The 17217-nt window shown below is 70.8% G+C and carries 22 protein-coding genes; 3 read left to right on the forward strand and 19 right to left on the reverse strand.

Features of this window, described 5'->3' with window-relative positions:
- Positions 1-85: 85 nt before the first annotated feature.
- Both ACZ56B_RS31275 and ACZ56B_RS31280 read right to left on the reverse strand, forming a co-directional pair.
- Positions 86-457: a hypothetical protein gene (locus ACZ56B_RS31275; RefSeq protein ID WP_004993926.1), complete on the reverse strand. Its 372-nt coding sequence runs from the start codon at positions 455-457 to the stop codon at positions 86-88.
- A gap of 86 nt (positions 458-543) precedes the next feature.
- On the reverse strand, positions 544-2100 hold the full coding sequence (locus tag ACZ56B_RS31280) for a ParB/RepB/Spo0J family partition protein (RefSeq protein WP_468797950.1): 1557 nt from the start codon (positions 2098-2100) through the stop codon (positions 544-546).
- A gap of 212 nt (positions 2101-2312) precedes the next feature.
- Here ACZ56B_RS31280 and ACZ56B_RS31285 point away from each other — a divergent pair, with 212 nt between their 5' ends.
- On the forward strand, positions 2313-3515 hold the full coding sequence (locus tag ACZ56B_RS31285; RefSeq protein WP_468797953.1) for an IS110 family RNA-guided transposase: 1203 nt from the start codon (positions 2313-2315) through the stop codon (positions 3513-3515).
- A 152-nt stretch (positions 3516-3667) separates the two neighbouring features.
- Here ACZ56B_RS31285 and ACZ56B_RS31290 read toward each other — a convergent pair whose 3' ends face one another.
- Both ACZ56B_RS31290 and ACZ56B_RS31295 read right to left on the reverse strand, forming a co-directional pair.
- The gene (locus ACZ56B_RS31290; protein WP_468797956.1) at positions 3668-4162 is read right to left on the reverse strand and encodes a hypothetical protein; all 495 of its coding nucleotides are present in this window, start codon (positions 4160-4162) and stop codon (positions 3668-3670) included.
- Between the two features lie 51 nt (positions 4163-4213).
- A complete protein-coding gene (locus ACZ56B_RS31295) occupies positions 4214-4615 on the reverse strand; it encodes a hypothetical protein (protein WP_468797959.1) in 402 nt (133 codons plus the stop codon).
- 161 nt (positions 4616-4776) lie between these two features.
- Between ACZ56B_RS31295 and istA the strand changes: the two genes are divergently transcribed.
- Both istA and istB read left to right on the forward strand, forming a co-directional pair.
- The gene (istA, locus tag ACZ56B_RS31300) at positions 4777-6414 is read left to right on the forward strand and encodes an IS21 family transposase (RefSeq protein ID WP_468798004.1); all 1638 of its coding nucleotides are present in this window, start codon (positions 4777-4779) and stop codon (positions 6412-6414) included.
- Positions 6411-7205 (forward strand): IS21-like element helper ATPase IstB, encoded by a 795-nt coding sequence (istB, locus tag ACZ56B_RS31305; protein ID WP_468797962.1) that lies wholly within the window; start codon positions 6411-6413, stop codon positions 7203-7205. The genes istA and istB overlap by 4 nt, the downstream gene beginning before the upstream one ends.
- A 52-nt stretch (positions 7206-7257) precedes the next feature.
- Here istB and ACZ56B_RS31310 read toward each other — a convergent pair whose 3' ends face one another.
- The 15 genes from ACZ56B_RS31310 to ACZ56B_RS31380 all read right to left on the reverse strand — a co-directional run bounded on the left by ACZ56B_RS31310 (position 7258) and on the right by ACZ56B_RS31380 (position 16562).
- Complete coding sequence (locus ACZ56B_RS31310) at positions 7258-7896, reverse strand: HAD family hydrolase (protein WP_468797965.1); 639 nt, start codon at positions 7894-7896, stop codon at positions 7258-7260.
- Between the two features lie 474 nt (positions 7897-8370).
- The gene (locus ACZ56B_RS31315) at positions 8371-9057 is read right to left on the reverse strand and encodes a hypothetical protein (RefSeq protein WP_468797968.1); all 687 of its coding nucleotides are present in this window, start codon (positions 9055-9057) and stop codon (positions 8371-8373) included.
- A gap of 13 nt (positions 9058-9070) precedes the next feature.
- Entirely contained in the window at positions 9071-9286 is a 216-nt protein-coding gene (locus ACZ56B_RS31320) for a hypothetical protein (protein WP_468797971.1), read from the reverse strand.
- 62 nt (positions 9287-9348) lie between these two features.
- Positions 9349-9693, reverse strand: a complete 345-nt coding sequence (locus tag ACZ56B_RS31325; RefSeq protein WP_016828514.1) for a hypothetical protein — start codon at positions 9691-9693, stop codon at positions 9349-9351.
- Between the two features lie 132 nt (positions 9694-9825).
- Positions 9826-10437 carry a hypothetical protein gene (locus tag ACZ56B_RS31330; protein ID WP_468797974.1) on the reverse strand — a complete coding sequence of 204 codons (612 nt, stop codon included), beginning with the start codon at positions 10435-10437 and terminating at the stop codon, positions 9826-9828.
- A gap of 32 nt (positions 10438-10469) precedes the next feature.
- A complete protein-coding gene (locus ACZ56B_RS31335; RefSeq protein WP_468797977.1) occupies positions 10470-10676 on the reverse strand; it encodes a hypothetical protein in 207 nt (68 codons plus the stop codon).
- A 28-nt stretch (positions 10677-10704) separates the two neighbouring features.
- Positions 10705-11076: a hypothetical protein gene (locus ACZ56B_RS31340; protein ID WP_468797980.1), complete on the reverse strand. Its 372-nt coding sequence runs from the start codon at positions 11074-11076 to the stop codon at positions 10705-10707.
- Positions 11077-11159: 83 nt separating this feature from the next.
- Positions 11160-12212, reverse strand: coding sequence for a hypothetical protein (locus tag ACZ56B_RS31345; RefSeq protein ID WP_468797983.1), 1053 nt, complete (start codon positions 12210-12212; stop codon positions 11160-11162).
- A 150-nt stretch (positions 12213-12362) separates the two neighbouring features.
- A complete protein-coding gene (locus ACZ56B_RS31350; protein WP_468797986.1) occupies positions 12363-12776 on the reverse strand; it encodes an SsgA family sporulation/cell division regulator in 414 nt (137 codons plus the stop codon).
- Between the two features lie 132 nt (positions 12777-12908).
- Positions 12909-13115 carry a hypothetical protein gene (locus ACZ56B_RS31355; protein ID WP_468797989.1) on the reverse strand — a complete coding sequence of 69 codons (207 nt, stop codon included), beginning with the start codon at positions 13113-13115 and terminating at the stop codon, positions 12909-12911.
- Positions 13108-13596, reverse strand: coding sequence for a hypothetical protein (locus tag ACZ56B_RS31360; RefSeq protein WP_468797992.1), 489 nt, complete (start codon positions 13594-13596; stop codon positions 13108-13110). Before ACZ56B_RS31360 ends, ACZ56B_RS31355 begins: the two co-directional genes overlap by 8 nt.
- 57 nt (positions 13597-13653) lie before the next feature.
- Positions 13654-13950 (reverse strand): hypothetical protein, encoded by a 297-nt coding sequence (locus tag ACZ56B_RS31365; protein ID WP_468797995.1) that lies wholly within the window; start codon positions 13948-13950, stop codon positions 13654-13656.
- Between the two features lie 283 nt (positions 13951-14233).
- Positions 14234-15412: a DUF932 domain-containing protein gene (locus ACZ56B_RS31370; RefSeq protein WP_468797998.1), complete on the reverse strand. Its 1179-nt coding sequence runs from the start codon at positions 15410-15412 to the stop codon at positions 14234-14236.
- A gap of 151 nt (positions 15413-15563) precedes the next feature.
- Positions 15564-16121, reverse strand: coding sequence for a hypothetical protein (locus ACZ56B_RS31375; protein WP_352162971.1), 558 nt, complete (start codon positions 16119-16121; stop codon positions 15564-15566).
- A 69-nt stretch (positions 16122-16190) separates the two neighbouring features.
- Positions 16191-16562, reverse strand: a complete 372-nt coding sequence (locus ACZ56B_RS31380) for a hypothetical protein (protein WP_468798001.1) — start codon at positions 16560-16562, stop codon at positions 16191-16193.
- Positions 16563-17217 lie beyond the last annotated feature (655 nt).

The raw sequence follows: 17217 nt of genomic DNA on the forward strand, positions 1-17217 counted from the left end.
GACGAATCCCCTTGAGGACAGCCAGACGGCGTCGGTCAGTCCATGAGTCAGACCCACCCGGAGAAGCCACCACACATCCTCACTGTCAGTCCTCGATCAGATCCAGGCAGGAGACGGGGACGCCGTTGCCGGGCAGCCGGAACCGCTTGGTGCCCTCGGGGATGCGGTAGCGGTTGCGCGGGTCGGTGCGCAGCAGCCGGGTGGACTCCTCGTCCAGCAGGAAGCCCGCGCGCGTGCCGGTGCGGTTGCGTTCCTGCACGGTGCCGGTCAGGCGGCGCAGGAAGGCCGGACGCAGCGAGTCGTTGATCCGGGCCCGGCGACCGGCCACGATGCCGTCGTGGGCGGCCTTGTCGAGCTCGCCGAGCCGCCGGGCGGCGGCCTCCTGCACCTGCGCGACGGCTGCCGCGTCGGGCAGCTGCCGGATGAAGGCGCGCACCTCGTCGATACCGATGGACATGGTTCTTCCTCTCTGAGGGGAAGGGGGATGACCGGCCAGGCACCGGGCGTGCCCGGCCGGAGTCTTCGGGAAGGGGGGAGGGAACGTCAGGCGTCGGTGCTGGCGTCGCTGTCGGCCTCGGTGCTGGCGTCGGCGTCGCTGTCGGCGTCGGCGTTGGGCCGGTGGCTGGCCACGGCCTGCTGCTCGACCTCGGAGAGCTGGTAGCTGCCGTTGTCGGCCTGGCCGAGGGATTCCAGCAGCAGCAGGTAGGAGGCCTGGAGCGGGCTGGGCGACTCCCACAGGCAGACGTGTGCCATCCGGGCCGTGTCGAACTGCTTGGGCTCGCGGATGTCGTCCTCGAACGCGGCGGCGACCTGGGCGAACAGCACGTTGGCGAGCCGGTTCTTGGGGAAGCCGGCCGCGACCTGCGACGGCGCGTCCCGCTCCGGGTCCGCGGCCCCCAGCAGCAGCGCCAGGGTCTCGGTGCGCTGCCTGTCGGCCCACTTGCCGTAGAAGCGGGGCAGGTCCAGCACGATCCGCTGCGCGAACTGCCGGGCCTCCTCGGACAGGGTCTTGCCGCGCACCAGCCGCCTGACGAACTCCTGCCTCGGACCGGCGGCCGCCTTCCAGGCCCGGTTGCACGCCACGGTCCGCGCACGCTCCTCGGCCCGGCGCTCGTCTTCCTCGGTCCTGGGCTGCCTGGGCTTGGGACGCACCTTGTGACCGTGTGCAGCCGGGTCGGCGCAGTGCCACACCGGCCGGTGCTCCTCGTCCAGCCGGGCGCTGTGACCGGGGCAGCCCTTGTGGTTGTCCTCGGTCAGCGGCGCACCCAGACCCGTGGTCAGCTCGGCCAGCGGCCGGGACGGGTCCTTCTGCCCGTACCCCACCGCCCCCAGCAGCGGGATGCCCGCCGCCGTAAGCTCCTCCACCGCCTTGGCACGAGCGGCGGCATCGGCCTGCTCGGCACGCAGCAGCGCCATCTCCTGATCCCAGTGGCCGCGCCCGCCACCGCCCTCCTCGTGGTCGCGCTGGAGCGCCCGCAGCAGCCGCATCTCCGCGCCGCGCACGTCGCTGACCTCGGCGAGCTGGGCGGTCTGCTCCAGATCCATCCCCCCGGCCGCCGCCCGGCGCAGCGTGGCGTCGTCCAGCCTCTGCGCCGCCCTGGCCTGCCTGGCCGCGTTCCGGCCGACCCCCAGCGCCTTGGCGGCCGTGCGGCGGTCGACCTCGCTCATGTCGATCAGGGCCAACTCCTGGGCGCGCAGGGTGTCGTGCGCGCTCATGCCCTCGCGGTGGTCGTTCTCCACCAGCGACAGGAACCGCGTCCAGCCGTCGCGGCCGACCAGGTCCTCGCGCACGTACGCCTTGACCGGGCGCACCGGGCGGCCCTCCGCCTCGGCGGTGGCGTTGGCGACCTGCTGGGCCTGCGCGCGCCGCCAGCCCTTGAACACGCCGTAGGTGCCGTCGGGCCTGGGGCGGACGCTGATGGGCTCCTCGACGCCGATCTCCTTCACGGAGGTGATCAGCTTCTCGTCCGGCTCGGTGTCGTGCTCACGGGCGTTGCACTCGTCGCGCACCAGCAGCGCGGCGTCCAGCACAACCACCTGCGTGGTGTCCTTCTCGGGGGCGGCGGGCGTGCTGGTCGGTGTCGAGACGGCGGTAGCCATGGGCTCTCCGTAAGTTGTTAGGCGGCCCGGGAGGGCCGGATGTGGCTGATGGGGTCTTGCCAGTCGTGGCTCCGAAGGAGTGGCCGTCCGGCTCTCCGGGGCGCCCTGGCTGCTGATTGAGATGTGCGCGCCGTGTGCGGTCGCTGTTTACGGAGATGACGGCGGGGTGTTCCTCGGGCCGACGGCATGCCGTGCGGAACGAGGAGGGGCAAGTGAGCGAGCGACGGGCCCAGGTCTGGGCCGGTGTGGATGCGGGCAAGGGCCATCACTGGGCGGCGGTGGTCGACGAGACCGGCGCGACCCTGTGGTCGAAGAAGATCGACAACGACGAGTCGGCGATCCTCACCGCGCTCGGAGAGATCCTGGACTTTGCGGACGAGGTCCACTGGGCGGTGGACATCTCCGGCACGTCCTCCGCGCTGTTGCTGGCCCTGCTCGCGGCCCATGGTCAGCGGGCCGTCTACGTGCCCGGCCGGACCGTCAACCGCATGTCCGGCGCCTACCGGGGCGAGGCGAAGACCGATGCCCGTGATGCCTACGTCATCGCCGAGACCGCCCGCCACCGCAATGACTTCACCGCCATCGACGTGCCCGCCCAGCTGGCCGCCGACCTCGCTCTGCTGACCGCGCACCGCGCCGACCTGGTGGCCGACCGGGTGCGGATGATCAACCGGCTCCGCGACGTGCTGACCGGCGTCTTCCCCGCCCTGGAGCGGGCCTTCGACTACAGCAGCCATAAGGGCGCACTGGTACTGCTGACCGGGTATCAGACACCGGCCGCCATCAGGCGCCGCGGGCGGGCCCGGCTGACGGCGTGGCTGGCCAACCGCAGTGTCCGGGGCGCCGACACGGTCGCGGCCACTGCCCTGGAAGCGGCTCAGGCGCAGCAAACCGCGCTGCCCGGCGAGGACGTCGCCGCGCAGATCGTTGCCGACCTGGCCGCGCAGATCCTGGCCCTGGACGACCGCTTGAAGCGGATCGACCGGCAGATCCGCGACACCTTCCGCAGTCATCCGCAGGCGGAGATCATCGAGTCCCTGCCCGGCATGAGCCCGATACTGGGAGCAGAATTCGTGGTCGCCGCTGGTGACTTGTCCGCTTACACGGACGCCGGCCATCTGGCTTCCGCGGCCGGGCTGGTCCCCGTCCCGCGTGACTCCGGCCGCCGCACCGGCAACCTGCACCGCCCCAAGCGCTACAGCCGCCGTCTGCGTCGTGTGTTCTACATGTCCGCGCAGACCAGCATGACGCGTGAGGGGCCGAACCGAGACTTCTACCTCAAGAAGCGCGGCGAAGGCCTCAAACACGTCCAGGCGGTCATCGCCCTGGCCCGCCGCCGGGCCAGTGTCCTGTGGGCCCTCCTGCGCGACAACCGGGTCTTCACCTCCGCCCCGCCGGTCGCGCAGACGGCTTGACTCAGTCATTGAGACTCCTTCTCCTTGCCGTAATGGCGTATCGGAGGTGCTTTGAAGGTCGATCGACCTCTCAACATCCATAATAGTTACTTATCTCTATGGGTCCAGGTACCCCTTGACCTGCGGAAATGCGGGCTGTGGGGTGATTGGGTTCAGTCGGGGTGCGGGGGCCGGCTGCGGGTGTGGGCGGCCCAGATTTCGGCGTCGAAGTCGGGGTACTGCCGGGCGGTTGAGGCCAGTCGCGCGTTGCGGACGTCCATGGCCCGGGTGAGGACGTCCAGCTGCTCGGGGGACAGTGCCCAGGGGCCTTGGTCGTCGGCGTCCAGAGCGGCCAGCAGGCTTTCGGCGGTCGCGATGTCCTCGGGGCGCCGGTACACCGGGTGGGTCCGGCTGAGGCGCAGGGCGAGGACCAGGCCGGCGCCCAGGTGCGGGGCGTGGCAGTGCCGGGTGGGGGCGATCACCTGATGGCCGACCGGGACGACGAGGACCTGGAGCACGCCCGCGAGCGCGACGAGCCGCTCGTCGCTCCGCACGAGGAACGCCGAAGCGGTGGCCCGGTTGCCGCAGGACCGGCAGGCGTAGAGCCCCGGTTCCCGGGGTGCGTAGCGGCCCTCGTGGCAGACGTGGCACAGGATCGGGACCGGCATGCTGTAGGCCTCCTTCGGGGCGGGCGTCGCAGCGCCCGCCCGTATCGGCGGTCAGGGGGCCAGGCGGGTGATCCGGCGGGTGGGCAGGTGGACGCGCAGGACGTCCTCGTGGCGGGGCGGGTCAATGGCCGCGAGCCGGTTGAGCGCGGCGGCCAGCTCCGGGTCGGCGAACACCTCCTCGGTCATCGCCGCCTCACCCACCGGCACGGCGGTCGCCGTGGTGCGGGTGTGCCGCAGATCCGGGACGTCCTCGGTGCTGGCGAGTGCCGCGACGAACGGGCTCCACCCGACGCGCATGCCTTCTGCCGTCCGGCGCTCGGTCGTCGTGAAGTACGCGGCCACCACCGGACGGTCGCCCGGCTGCCCGGCCGCGAATGCCGCGACCCGGTCGACCACGACTTGCCGCCATGCCTCCTCGGTGGCCGAGAGGGCCTCAATGATCAGCGCATCCAAGGTCCTGTGGCTTTATTCACGAGTTGCGTCGTCAGTTGTTCACGGGTTTGGGAGGCACCCAGATCCACGGTCGGGTGACGTTCACGAGTTTTGACGGCACTGGGGTCCTTGCCACGGGAGCATCGAGGTGCTCCTGGTGAAAGGCCCTGGTCATGCCGCAGATGTCGAAGGTCGAGCTGTACGCCGCGATCCGGCGCGACCACCGCAGCGGCATGACGATGCGGGAGATCGAGCGCAAGTACAACGTTTCGTGGCGAACGGTCCGCCGGGCCGTGGACTCGGCCTGGCCGGAGCCGCGGAAGAAGCTGCCGCCGCGCCCGACCGCGCTGGATCCGTACAAACCGGTGATCGACGGGATGCTGCGGGCGGACCTGGATGCGCCGCGCAAGCAGCGGCACACGGTCACACGGATCTTCCACCGCCTGGTCGAAGAGCACGGCGCCGACGTGTCCTACCAGATGGTCCGGCGCTACGTCGCGGACCGGAAGCCGCGGATCCTGATGGAGTCGGGCCGGGCCCCGCTGGAAGCGTTCGTGCCGCAGACCCACCAGCCGGGCATGGAGGCCGAGGTCGACTTCGGCGACGTGAGCGTGTGGCTGGCCGGCGAGCTGGTCACCTGCTACCTGTTCTCCTTCCGCCTGTCGTACTCGGGCAAGGCCGTCCACCGCGTCTTCGCCTCCTGCGGCCAGGAAGCCTTCTTCGAAGGGCACGTGCACGCCCTGCGGACGCTGGGCGGTGTCCCACGGAGCAAGGTCCGCTACGACAACCTGAAGGCCGCCGTCGCCCGCGTGCTGGGGCTGAGCCGGGCGCGGGTGGAGACCGACCGGTGGATCGCCTTCAAGTCGCATTTCGGGATCGAGAGCTTCTACTGCCGGCCTGGCATCGACGGCGCCCACGAGAAGGGCGGCGTCGAGGGGCAGATCGGCTACTTCCGCCGCAATCACTTCACCCCGGTGCCCGAGGTCGCCTCGCTGACGGAGCTGAACGAGCTGGTCGAGCAGTGGGACCGGCACGACGGGCGCCGCCGGATTGGGTCCCGGCCGCGAACGATCGACGAGTACTTCGACGTCGAACGCTCACTGCTGCTGCCGCTGCCGGAGGAGCCGTTCGAGACCGGGCGGGTGTTCACGCCGCGGGTGGACCGCTACAGCCAGATCGCGGTCCGCACCAACCGCTACTCGGTGCCGGTGAGGCTGATCGGCAGGCGGGTGCGGGTGCTGCTGCACGCCTCTCACCTGGTGGTCTACGACAAGAACGTGGAGGTGGCCCGCCACGAGCGGCTGATCGCGAAGGGTGGCTGCCGCCTGGAGCTGGACCACTACCTGGAGGCCCTGATCCGCAAGCCGGGCGCCTTCCCCGGCGCGACCGCGCTGGAACAGGCCCGCTCAGCTGGCAAGTTCACCCCCGTCCACGATGCGTGGTGGGCCGCGGCGGTCAAGGCACACGGCGACACCGAGGGCACTCGGGCCCTGATCGAGGTGCTCCTGCTGGCCCGGCACATCCCGCACGAGCACCTGGTCGCCGGACTGGCCTCCGCACTACGTGCCGGGGCCCTGACCGCGGACGCGGTCGCGCTCGAGGCCCGCAAGGCCGCCCAGGCCGAGGATGAACCCCCGGCGCCCGTGCTGCCGTCCGCTCCGGCCGGGCAGCCGTCGGCGACGGTGACGTTCCTGCACGAGTGGAAGCTGGCTCACCTGCCGCCGGACACCAGGCCGCTGCCCTCGGTGACGCCCTACGACCAGTTGCTCCGATGCCGTCGCGTCAGCGGCGGTGACCACCGAGAGGGAGAAGCACAGTGACCCTGCCCCGCCAGCGAGGCTTGACCGAGCAGGCCGCCGATGCCGCGATCGACTCCGCCTGCCGCCTGCTGCGGCTGCCGTCGATCCGGCAGGAGTTCGCCGAGATCGCCGACCGGGCGGCCAAGGACCAGATGACCTACCGCGGCTTCCTCGCCGAGCTGCTGATGGCGGAGTGTGACGACCGGGCCCGCCGCCGCTCGGAGCGGCGGATCAAGGCAGCCGGGTTCCCGCGGGAGAAGTCGCTGCGAACCTTCGACTTCGGCGCCAACCCCAACATCGACCCGGCCACCGTCAACACGCTCGCCAGCTGCGAGTGGATCAAGAAGGGGCAGCCGCTCTGCCTGATCGGCGACTCCGGCACCGGCAAGTCCCACATGCTGATCGCGCTGGGCACTGAGGCCGCCATGAAGGGCTACCGGGTCCGCTACACCCTCGCGACGAAGCTGGTGAACGAGCTGGTCGAGGCAGCCGACGAGAAGCAGCTGAACAAGACCATCGCCCGCTACGGCCGCGTCGACCTTTTGTGCATCGACGAACTCGGCTACATGGAACTGGACCGGCACGGAGCCGAATTGCTGTTCCAGGTTCTGACCGAGCGTGAGGAGAAGAACAGCGTCGCCATCGCCTCCAACGAGTCGTTCGGCGGGTGGACGAAGACTTTTACCGATCCCCGCCTCTGCGCGGCTATCGTCGACCGGCTCACCTTCAACGGCGCCATCATCGAGACCGGTACCGACTCCTACCGCCTGGCCAGCACCCGAGCCCGCGCCGAGCACGCAGAAGCGGGCTGATCAACCGCTTCAACGCCTGGCCGGCAACTGCTGAAGACCGGCCAGGCCGACGTCATCCGAGCGGGGCGCACCCAGGGACCACGGGCCCGGCGTCCAGATGAGCTGTGATGCGGGTGATGGTCCGGGCGTTGTCCTCGAACAGATGCGCCTGCATCCCCGCCGCCCGGGCGGCCTCAACGTTGACTGCGACATCGTCGATGAACAGGCAGTTCTCCGGCCGCACGTTCAAGCTCGCGCATGCGGCCTCAAAGGAGCGCAGGTCAGGTTTCTTGATGCCGATCTCGTGCGAGTAGACGATCTGCTCCACCAGTTCGTCGAAGTGATACAGCTTCGTCTCCCGCTCCCTGGCGCCGACGAAGCTGTTGCTCAGGATGCCCAGCCTGCAGCTTCCGCGCAGCCCTCGGACGTAGTCGATGAGCTCCTCGTTCGGCGTCCCCACGTACTCCTCCCAAAGATCTGCCATGAAGGCTTCCACCTGGGGGGCATCGAGACCCAAACGGGCCGCCACCTGGTCGTGCACCTCTCGCTCGCTGATGCTCCCGACACTTCCAGCCCGCCACACGTCGCGCATCCGCTCGTGGACAGTGCCCAGTGGCAGCTCCAGCCGCTCTTCCCATCGTTGCACCCATCCCGTTTCCGGCGTGATCTCCAGCACGCCGCCGATGTCGAGAATGACGCAGGTCGCGGTCACCCGAACTCCCCCTCTTCGTCCTGGCCTGACCAGCGAGCACAGACCGCCCGCTCATGTGATCGACAAAGACACTGTCGCCTCTCCTCCTGGGGCAAGGTCAAGCGATCTTCGAAGCTTGTGACAGCCCTGTCGCAACCCGCTGACCCGACTCGCCTCAAGCAGCAGCTGCCTTCAAAACTCGTGACGATCCGCGAAGTCCTCGACCGGACGCTGACGTCAAAACCCGTTAACAAACGCTGCCGCAAGAAGTGATCGAAGCCAGTCCTGGGTGCCAGGCGGCGCAGCGCGTCGCGCACCGGAGGCTGGGTCGGCGCGGCCAGCAGTCCGGCGAGTTCGAACGGCTTCATGGGTGGTGTCCCTCCTCGCGTGAGGTGGCGGCGGGAGCCCGCCGTCCGGGCTCCCGCATCACCAACACTTCTAATAATAGGGTAATTTTGGTAAGTGTGAACCCGTCTCTGACCTGCGGTTTTGTCGCTAGTCGCGGTCCGGGAGCGGCGGCAGCGGGAAGCTGCGCCAGGGGCTGAGTCGTGCGCACTGCTCGCAGTAGACGGTGACGCGGTTGGCGATGCACTCGCCCCACTGGCACTCGAAGTCCTCGCGCGGCCCGCACAGCAGGCACCGCCACAGCGTGATCCCGTGCAGCTCGCACGGCTGGTAGCGCTCGCGCTGGGGCAGGGCCTCCAGCGCGGGGCGGGGGCGCTCAAGGCGGCTCAGGTCGGTGGCCGGGAAGGACTCCTCGCCGTCGCGCACCCAGCGCGGCGACAGCTGCTCGAAGCGCTCGGGCGTGGTGTAGTACGGCTGCCCGGCCCGGCTGAACACCAGGGCCAGATGGCCGGCGGCCACCAGGGATTCCAGGCGGTGGTGGCTGAACTCCCGCAGCAGACCGAGCATTGCGTCCTGGCGCAGACTCCAGGCGTACCCGAACCGGCGCAGGATGCGCCGCTCGGCGGCCGCCGGGCCGCTCTGGGCGGCGTCGAGCGCCTCCACGGCCACGACGGCGGCACCCGGGTCGGCGGTCAGTTCACGCGCCGCGGTCTCGGCGGCCTCGCGGGCGGTGTGGCTGCTGAGCGCGTACCCGTGGAGCTGGTCCACCACCTGGTGCGCACCCTCGTACTCGGCGACGACGTACCGGACGGACGGCTGGGGACGGCGGCGGGACATGACGGACCTCCATCTAGGAAATGACGTAGTGGCCCAGCTCGCGCAGCGCGTCGGCGGTGCGCTCCACGTCCTCGGGGTCGTGGTCGGCCGGGAGGGTGTAGGCCTCGATCTCGTTGTTCCAGGTGAAGCCCTGGGTGGTGAGGGCCTGTTCAGTCTCGGGGGTGAGGTCGTCACTGGAGCGGGGCGCGACGACCAGACCGTGAGCGGGGTCGGGGGTGACCAGGTACACCGGTCCTCCTTTCCCCGTGGGCCGCCGGAGCGGCCGGCGGCCCACGGGTCGGGCGGGATGTGTCAGCGGGTGACGGTGATCGTGTAGTCGGAGTCCAGGACGGCGAGAGCGGCGCGGATGGCGGCGCGGGTCTCCGGGCTGGGCTCCGAGTACGGGAAATCCAGCGCGTGCACGGCGTCGTCCAGGTGGTCGTCGGGCATCGGCAGCCGGTATCCGCTGCGGTAGAGGGCGACGGCGGTTGCGGTGGCGACGCGGCTGCGATTGTAGGAGGTGGCTTCCTCGGCGCTCACGCTGGTGCCGAATGCTTCGCGGGCGGTGGGCGGCAGGGCGGCGATTCCGGCGGTGAAGCGGCGGGCGGGGATGCGGAGGCGGGCCGGGCGCAGGGCGCGGCGCAGCGATCGCAGCATGGCAACTCCTGAGGCTGGAAACGAGAGAGCGGGGCATCGCCCCGTGGGCGGGGCGCCAGGGAGGTGCCCGGAACCTCGCTTTCTATAATAGGTTTTTTGAGTGGCTGTGAACCCTCCCCTGACCTGCTGTTTTTACTCCCGTGGCACCTGAGTGAGGGCGGTGAGCATGGGGAGCATCGAGTCGGGGCGGCCGCAGGCGTCGACCTGGACCCATTCCCCGGAGGGGCCGACGACCACGGACAGACTGTAGACCTGGACGGGGCGGTGCTGCCCGGCGGGCCCGGGGACGTGCTGCCAGGAGATCCGGGTGCGCCGATGTTCTTCCTCGATGCGGGCGCCGGGGAGCGCGGCGGCCACGGCTGCGGCGACGGCGCGGCGGGCGTGTGCCTCGGTCTGCTGGTAGGCGGTGAGTTGGGCGGCCTGCTCCATGGCCTGGGCGTGCAGCGGGTACAGCCGCCGCTTGATCTTGCGGGCCACATGAGCCGCGCTGATCGTGCTCACCTGGATCGACGGTGCCGCCACCCGCTGCTCGTCCGGAAGGCCGGCGAACACCTTCAACCGCTGCGGGCGGCGGGCGTCGGGCTGACACAGCCGCAGGGCGCGGTCCTCGTCGTCAACGATCAGCCGGGCCAGACCCCGCCCGTACCCGGGCAGCGGCGCGGTGCGGCAGTGGGTTCCCAGCGCGGTGGCGACCTCCTCGGCGAACGCGTCGAACTGCTGCTGGGTCTTCAGCTCCTCGGCCATGACGGTGTTCTCCTCCTGCGGCAGTCGGGCATTCAGGGGCGGTGCGCCCTGCGGGCAGCCGCAGGGCGGGTACGGGCGCGGTCGGCGGCCTCCTGGCGCCGGACGGCGTCGCGGCGGGCGTCGTCGGCGGTGTAGCCGGTGTCGCACCACGGCTTGCACAGCTGGCCCGGCGGGGCGCCGCACGTCTCGCAGTGGTCGTCGAAGTCCTCGGGGCGCCACGGGCGCGGCTGGCCGGTCATGCGGCATCACCTCTCTGGGCTGGGATGGTCAGGGCGTGGTGGTCCACAGCTGGGCACCGGTGCCGGCGCGGGCGTTGACGCTCGGGCGTTCCGGCATGTCGCGGTAGTCGGACACCCGCACGTAGCCGCCGCGCTCGGTGTCCAGGCGGATGATGTCTCCCTCCCACTCCCATGCGGCGATCAGCTCCGCGGGAAGGGTGCTGATGTCGTCGGACTGCACCTGCCCTGCCCACGCGGTCAGTTCCTCGCCGTAGACCTGCCGCCACTCGCGCAGGACGAACAAGAGCTGGCCGAAGTCGTCGACCAGGGCCAGCGCGCGCGCCTGGCCGGGGGCCGGGCATTCGGCGTACCGGGGCACGTCGGGCCGGGTGCGCTCACCCAGGCTCATCAACCAACGCATGATCAGACCTTTCCTTCGATTCCTTCGATGCGTGCGGGGGTGCCCCCGGAGGGGCCTGCTGGCAGGCCCCCCCCGGGGAAGGGTTAGGGGTGGATGCGCTCGCTGGTCTGGCGCGCCTCGCGGCGGGCCTGGTCGGCTGCGGCCTGGGGGCTGGTGGCGTAGACGACGTTGACGCTGCCGAAAGCGGTCTCGGCGTCGCTGGCGTGCTGCTCGTGGGCGTCGGCCCGGGCGTCCGGGTCGGTCGGGGCTTCCTCGACGTGCCAGACGTCCACCTCGCCGCCGCCCTTCCACTGACCGACCACGAAATACGGACGCTCTACCTGCGGCGCCGCGCTGCCCGGGGCCGGTCGGCGACCGCGTGAGCGGGCCCGTGCCTGGGCGCGCAGCGAGTCGGCCTCGGTCTGGGCGCGGCGGGCGTACTCGTGCTCACGGGCGGCTGCGGTGCGGCAGTAGGGGCCCCGCCACTGCTCGACGGCGACGGCGCGGGACAGCGAGCCGGGGTAGTCGGCCAGCACCAGCAGCAGCACCGGGTGCGGGCAGGCGATGAACCAGCGTGCCGCGGTCCACCAGGCGGCGACGGCGGCGCGCAGTGCGGGCCGGGCGGTACGGGCCTCCCGCTCGTAGCGGGCGGCCTCGGCCTGGTGGTGGGCGGCCGACCACGCCAGGAAGCGCAGCAGGGTCGGGGTGTCGCGCTGCCGGGAAGCGGTGAGGATGGCGGGCAGGTCCTCGCGCTGCATGACGTGCTCGGCGCAAGCCTGCAAGACGGTGGTGAGCGTCGCGGCCGTCTTCGGGGACGGCTCGTGACCGGCGGCGGTCTCCATCGGGTACACCGACACTTCGGGGCGGCCCACAACGTCGATATACAGCTTGAGGCTTCCCCGGTAGCCGCTGCTGCCGCGGGCGAGGCGGGGCAGCGTGTCGTCGGGGGCGGTGTCCTGATAGGCGTTGACGGGGCCGAGGCAGGCGCGCACGGCGGTGAACCGGTCCCAGTGCTGAGGGTGGTGGGTTCCGGTGACGTGCACCTGGCCGCGCATCGCGCCGCCCAGCTCGAATACGACGGCGTCTTCCTGGAGGGGGCCTGCGGTGGCGTGCACGGGGCCGGCGGGGGTCTCGATGGTCAGGCTGTCACGGTTCATGGACGGTGCCTCCTGGGCGTTCGCGGCGGTGGCTTTCGGGAGACGGCTTCCGGTGGAGCTGGGGGCCGGTGGAGAGGGCGGGAGCGCTGGCGTGCTGTCCGGCGACCCGTGCCGTCACCCTGCGGCGACGGCACGGGCGGACGTCTTGCCCTAGCTCTCCGCCAGGAGGCGCGAGAGCTCCTCGTCGAGGCACAGCTGACCGTGCTCCGTGCCGGGCGGCACGGCGGCGGCCGTGCGCTCCAGGAAGCCCTCCAAGACCCGCGCCGGGGCGTGAAGCAGCGCCTCACCCTCCTCGGATGTCAGGGCGATACACACGACGTCCAGGCCACGACTGCGGCACGGCCAGACCTGGACGTCACCGATCCCGGCGGGGCGGTGGAGGCCGGCGGTGAGGAGTTCGCGGGCGAACACCCACTCCACGGCTTCCTCGGCTCCGGTGTGGAAGGCGGCACGCACGGCGTAGGGGTCGACCGCGTCATACCGCAGACTCGCCCGGACCGGCAGGGAAGACTCACTCGACAGAATGAGGCGCAGGTGCAGTTCGCAGCTGACTGTGGTGTCCATGAGCGGCAGGGCCTTTCGCTCAGTGCGCTTTCGGGCTGGGGGGAAAGGGCGGCGACGGGCGGCAGGCGCTCAGCCATTGATCACCTGGCCGGGTGGGCCGCCCCCGGGGAGGGGGCGGGCGGCGGCTGTGGGCTACTCCTGCGGCGGCTTGTGACGGCGCAGGTTGTCCCGCTCGGTCAGGGACACTTCCTTGCCGCACGGGCATTCGCCGTAGCGGCGGCCGTGCAGGTGGAAGAACTTCGGACTGGTGTTCTTGGCGTTGACCGTTCGGACGGTGCCCGGGACCGGGGCGGTGTTGGTGCAGTAGCCGTGCGCGGTGACGGCGGGCTTCTCAGCCACGGGGGCTCTCCTCGTCGGTGTCGGTGATTCGGGGCAGGGCCGGGGCGCGGTAGACCTCGCGCCGCACGGCGGGGACACCGGGGCAGGGGGTGACGGCCCGCTGGAGGTCGGCGGTGTCCATGGGGTGCAGCCACCCGCCGCGTACGGTCCAGCCGCACGCACGAGGGCGGGGCTCGGCGGCCGTGGTGGCGACCAGGACGGCACCCCGGACGGTGCTGCCCTCCAGCGCGAACACCAGCAGCGTGCGCAGCACCGCGTAGTCGTCCTCGTCCAGCACGGTCAGGCGCACCGGATCGGTGCCGGTGGAGAGGTCGGCCTGCCCCCGGACGAACGTGTCGTCGGTGCGCTCGGCCACGAGATTGATCGTGTGTTCCCCGTCCCCGAGTGCCAGGATGACCAGGGCGAGCGCGGTCAGGGCGCGGCTCATGGCGGCCGCGATGGCGTCATCGGCAGGGCGTACGAGTTCCGGGTGTACGGGCATGATGCGGCTCCTCACGGGTCGGCGGCTGGCGTGCTGCGTGCTCCTTGGCGGGGCCGGTCAGTACAGACCGCCGATGGCTTCGGCGATCGCCCGGCCGATGAGCGCAGGGTCGGTGCTGGAGTCGTACGGCAGGTGGGTGCTGTCTCCTGCGGAGTCGTTGCGCAGGTAGAGGTGTCCGGCCTCGCACACACCGACGGTGAACAGGATGCGGTCCGGGCTGCGCAGGTGCCCGGTCGTCCCCCACGGGCCGGGCAGCGCGGTCCACTGGTCCCCCAGGAACTCAAGGGCGGCGCGCGCCATGGTGTAGGGCGTGTGCGGCTGCTGCGTCGGCTGCTGGTAGAAACTCCTGGCCATGAACGGTGGCTTCCTCTCTGGTCGCCCCCGCGCAGCGGGGTGCTCCGGGCTGCGCCCGGAGCCAGGGGGCGGGGCGCTGCGCGCCCGGGCGGGGGTCCCCCGCGCGCTGCGCTTGCGGGGGACGGTGGGCGCGCGGTCTGCTGCGCAGCCGCGCTGTGCGGCAGGGGTGGGGCGGGCGCGCTGCGCGCTCCCTTCTCCGGTGGGCGCGCTGCGCGCTTGGGGGATGGCGGGCCCGCGCGGGCCGGGCTCGGGGAGAGAGATTCCCGGCCCGCACGGGGGTCTGTCAGCCGTGCGCGGCGGCGGCCGTGAGGGCGGGCAGCGCGAGCGCTTCGAGGGCGGCGGCCTGGTCGGCGTCGGTGAGGGTCTGCGCGGTGGAGGTGACGGCGTTCATCACGCCCCCGGCCGTCATCTGACCGCCCCGGATGAAGTGGGAAAGGATCATGTCCTTGGCCTCGGTGCCGATGCTGAGCGACTTGGTGACGTGCTCGATCGTCTTCGTCGGCTCGGCCAGCGCCTTACCGGCGGCGTCCTCCATCGCGCGCACCTTGGCCTCGACGTACTCCCGGGACAGGAACGTGCGCACGGCGTCGGCGGTCTTGGACGTGATCAGCTCCAGCGTCTTGCGCTGGGTCTGGCCGGACCAGGAGATCACGCCCTCGTCCTGCCTGCCTCCCAGGTGCACGGCGCGCATGACGTCCTTGGCCTCGGTCAGGCCGTTGCGGCAGACCTGGATCACCGCGCGCGGGGTGATGGTGTACGCCCCGGAACCGACCTCGCTGTTGGTGATGACGAAACCGGCCGAGATCATCGGCAGTTCGTCACCGCTGCGCCCGTCGAACGGCGACCGGTACCCGCGCAGCAGCGCACGGGCCTGGACCGCGACCGCCTTGGACTCCACCCGCACGTACATGCGCCGGTCGGTCAGGTCGCACCCGGTCACCCGGGTCGGGTGCCCGGACTGCTTCACCCCGTCCAGCGCGGCCACCAGCATGTCCAGGTTGTCCATCAGCTTGTAGCTGTCGGACAGCAGCGCACGGGCCACACCCTCGGCCGGCGGCATGCCGGGGCCGTTCTCGCCCCGGAACGCCCGGAGCATGAAACGCCGCTCGGGGTCGTTGCGGAGCCAGGCGTTGACGTTCTCGTCCAGCAGCGGCACGTTCTCGGCGCGCATGCGGCGCAGGTAGGCGAGCGGGATACGGAGCTTGTCCGAGATGCCCTCGTCGGCGACGGCGGTGGGCCGGTAGATCCCGTCCACCTCCGTCACCCCGTCCTCGGTGATCAGTGACTCCACGCCCTCGACGTGCACGTTGCCCTCACGGAAGCGCAGCGCGGACGCGGGAGCGATCACGTCCAGCTTCCGGCGGTTCTGGTCCTCCAGGATGTGGACCAGGTCCGAGAGCTCGGCGTTGCGGGCACCGGTGGGGGCCACGTTCATGGCGCGCTCGGCGAACTGCTGAGTCATGCTCTCCCCTTCGTGGCGGTCCGGGGGCGGGGCCACCGCCCCCGGACGCTGTGTTGATCTCTGCGGAGCCGGGGAGCGGGGCCACCGCCCCCGACTGATTCCATAATAGGGGTTTCGCTGGGTGTGTGAATCCCCCCTTTGACCTGGTCTTTTACCCCATCGCGCGGTACTCGGGCAGCGGGGTGATGCTCACCCGGCGCACGTTCTTGACCACCGGTACGGGCACGACTCCGCGCATCTCGCACAGGTCGTAGCGCAGCTCGGGCGTCTCGCCGAACGGGTCGGCGTGCGCGTGAATCGCGCTCACCCAGTAGCTACCGTGACGGCTGGTCAGACTGCCGTGATAGTCGACCTTCTGCCACAGCACCGGCCCGGCGTGCTGCGGGTCCAGGCACCGGGCGACGGCGACAACCATCGGGTCGGCCATCCGCTCGGCCATCAGCAGGACGAACGCGCGCGCCACCGTGGCGCGGTCCACCGGCACATCGGCCAGGGCCGGACCCGTGTGCCCGGTACGCACACCCATCACCCAACCCAGCTCGAAGAATGGCCGGACCATCTCCAACTGCTCCTGCGGCACCCGCCGCGCGTCCGGCCCGCCCACGCCGCGCACCAGCTCCCGCAGCGCGTAAGCGGCCTGCTCCTGCTCCGCCACCGTGAGCGGCGCTCCGGCCTCCTCGGCCCGCTCCGCAACCCGCGTGCTCTCCATGACTTCCCTTCCCCTCTCACCGCTGCCGGACGGAAAGGGGGCGTCCCGTCCGGGACGCCCCCGGGCGGACTACTTCAGGAACCCGCGCGACCGCAGAAACTCGGCCGTCATGAGTGCGATCCCGTTGGGCTTGTAGATCTGCGGGAACCGCCGCATCTCCACCTCGGTGCGCCCCTGCGCGTCCGGCTCGATGAACTCGTGAACCAGACGGTACGGCTGGTCACCCACCGGCATTTCCAGCACCACCGGGCCCACCTTGGTGTCGAACCGAATTCCGGTGTAATTCGCGTCAGAGTTGTGCACGACCTTCGCGCCCATCCGCGCGCACAAAAGCGGCAGGAAACCCGCGATGGTTCGGGCCTGAATTGCCAGGCCCGTCATGGGCGCACCCTGACCACCGCGCACCCGCCGGACGATTCCACCGGAAATGCTGATCTCCACGTTGCTCCCCTTCGTCGATCACTGTGCGTTCCGGGGGGTCGCCTCCCCCCTTCGCTTCCCATAATAGCTTCTATGGGAATGGTATGGAAGCCAGTTGCGCTGGATGTTGCGCTGGGAGTTGCGCCAGGGGTTGCACTGGGTGTTGCGCCACCCCTCGGCCGGCCTCTCCAATCCCGCAGCTCAACGCGCCATTTACGCCTGGTCGGGCTGCTGACATCCCCTCTGCTGCCACTGCTCCCATGCCGGTTAGAGAACGAGTGAGGAATGGGGCGGGCGTGATCAGGCGGCGGCCTCGGGGATCGGGTGCGTCTGAGTATCGCCGGCGCGTCGGCTGCGCCGCCGCGCCGAGCCGGGCATGAATTCCTGCCCCCCCAGGGTCGGAACGGGGACCGGTAGGCGTGATGCGGTTTTCTTCACCGGGCGTTGCCGGGGACGGTGTGTCATTCCAAACTCCATCTGATGCATTCTTTTGAAGCACCGGAGGGTACCGGGCAGTTCTGCCAAAACCACATGCTGCATCAACTGACGCAGCACTACCGGTCATCCCTGCTGCTGCCTGGGCCGCAGGCCCGTCGGTAGGGCGCGCGCAGCGTGACCCACTCTGCGCGGGGCGCAGCCCCGCGCCGCTTCGGAAGCGCAGCGAGCGAAGCGTCAT

The organism is Streptomyces sp. NPDC034670, assembly GCF_055574875.1.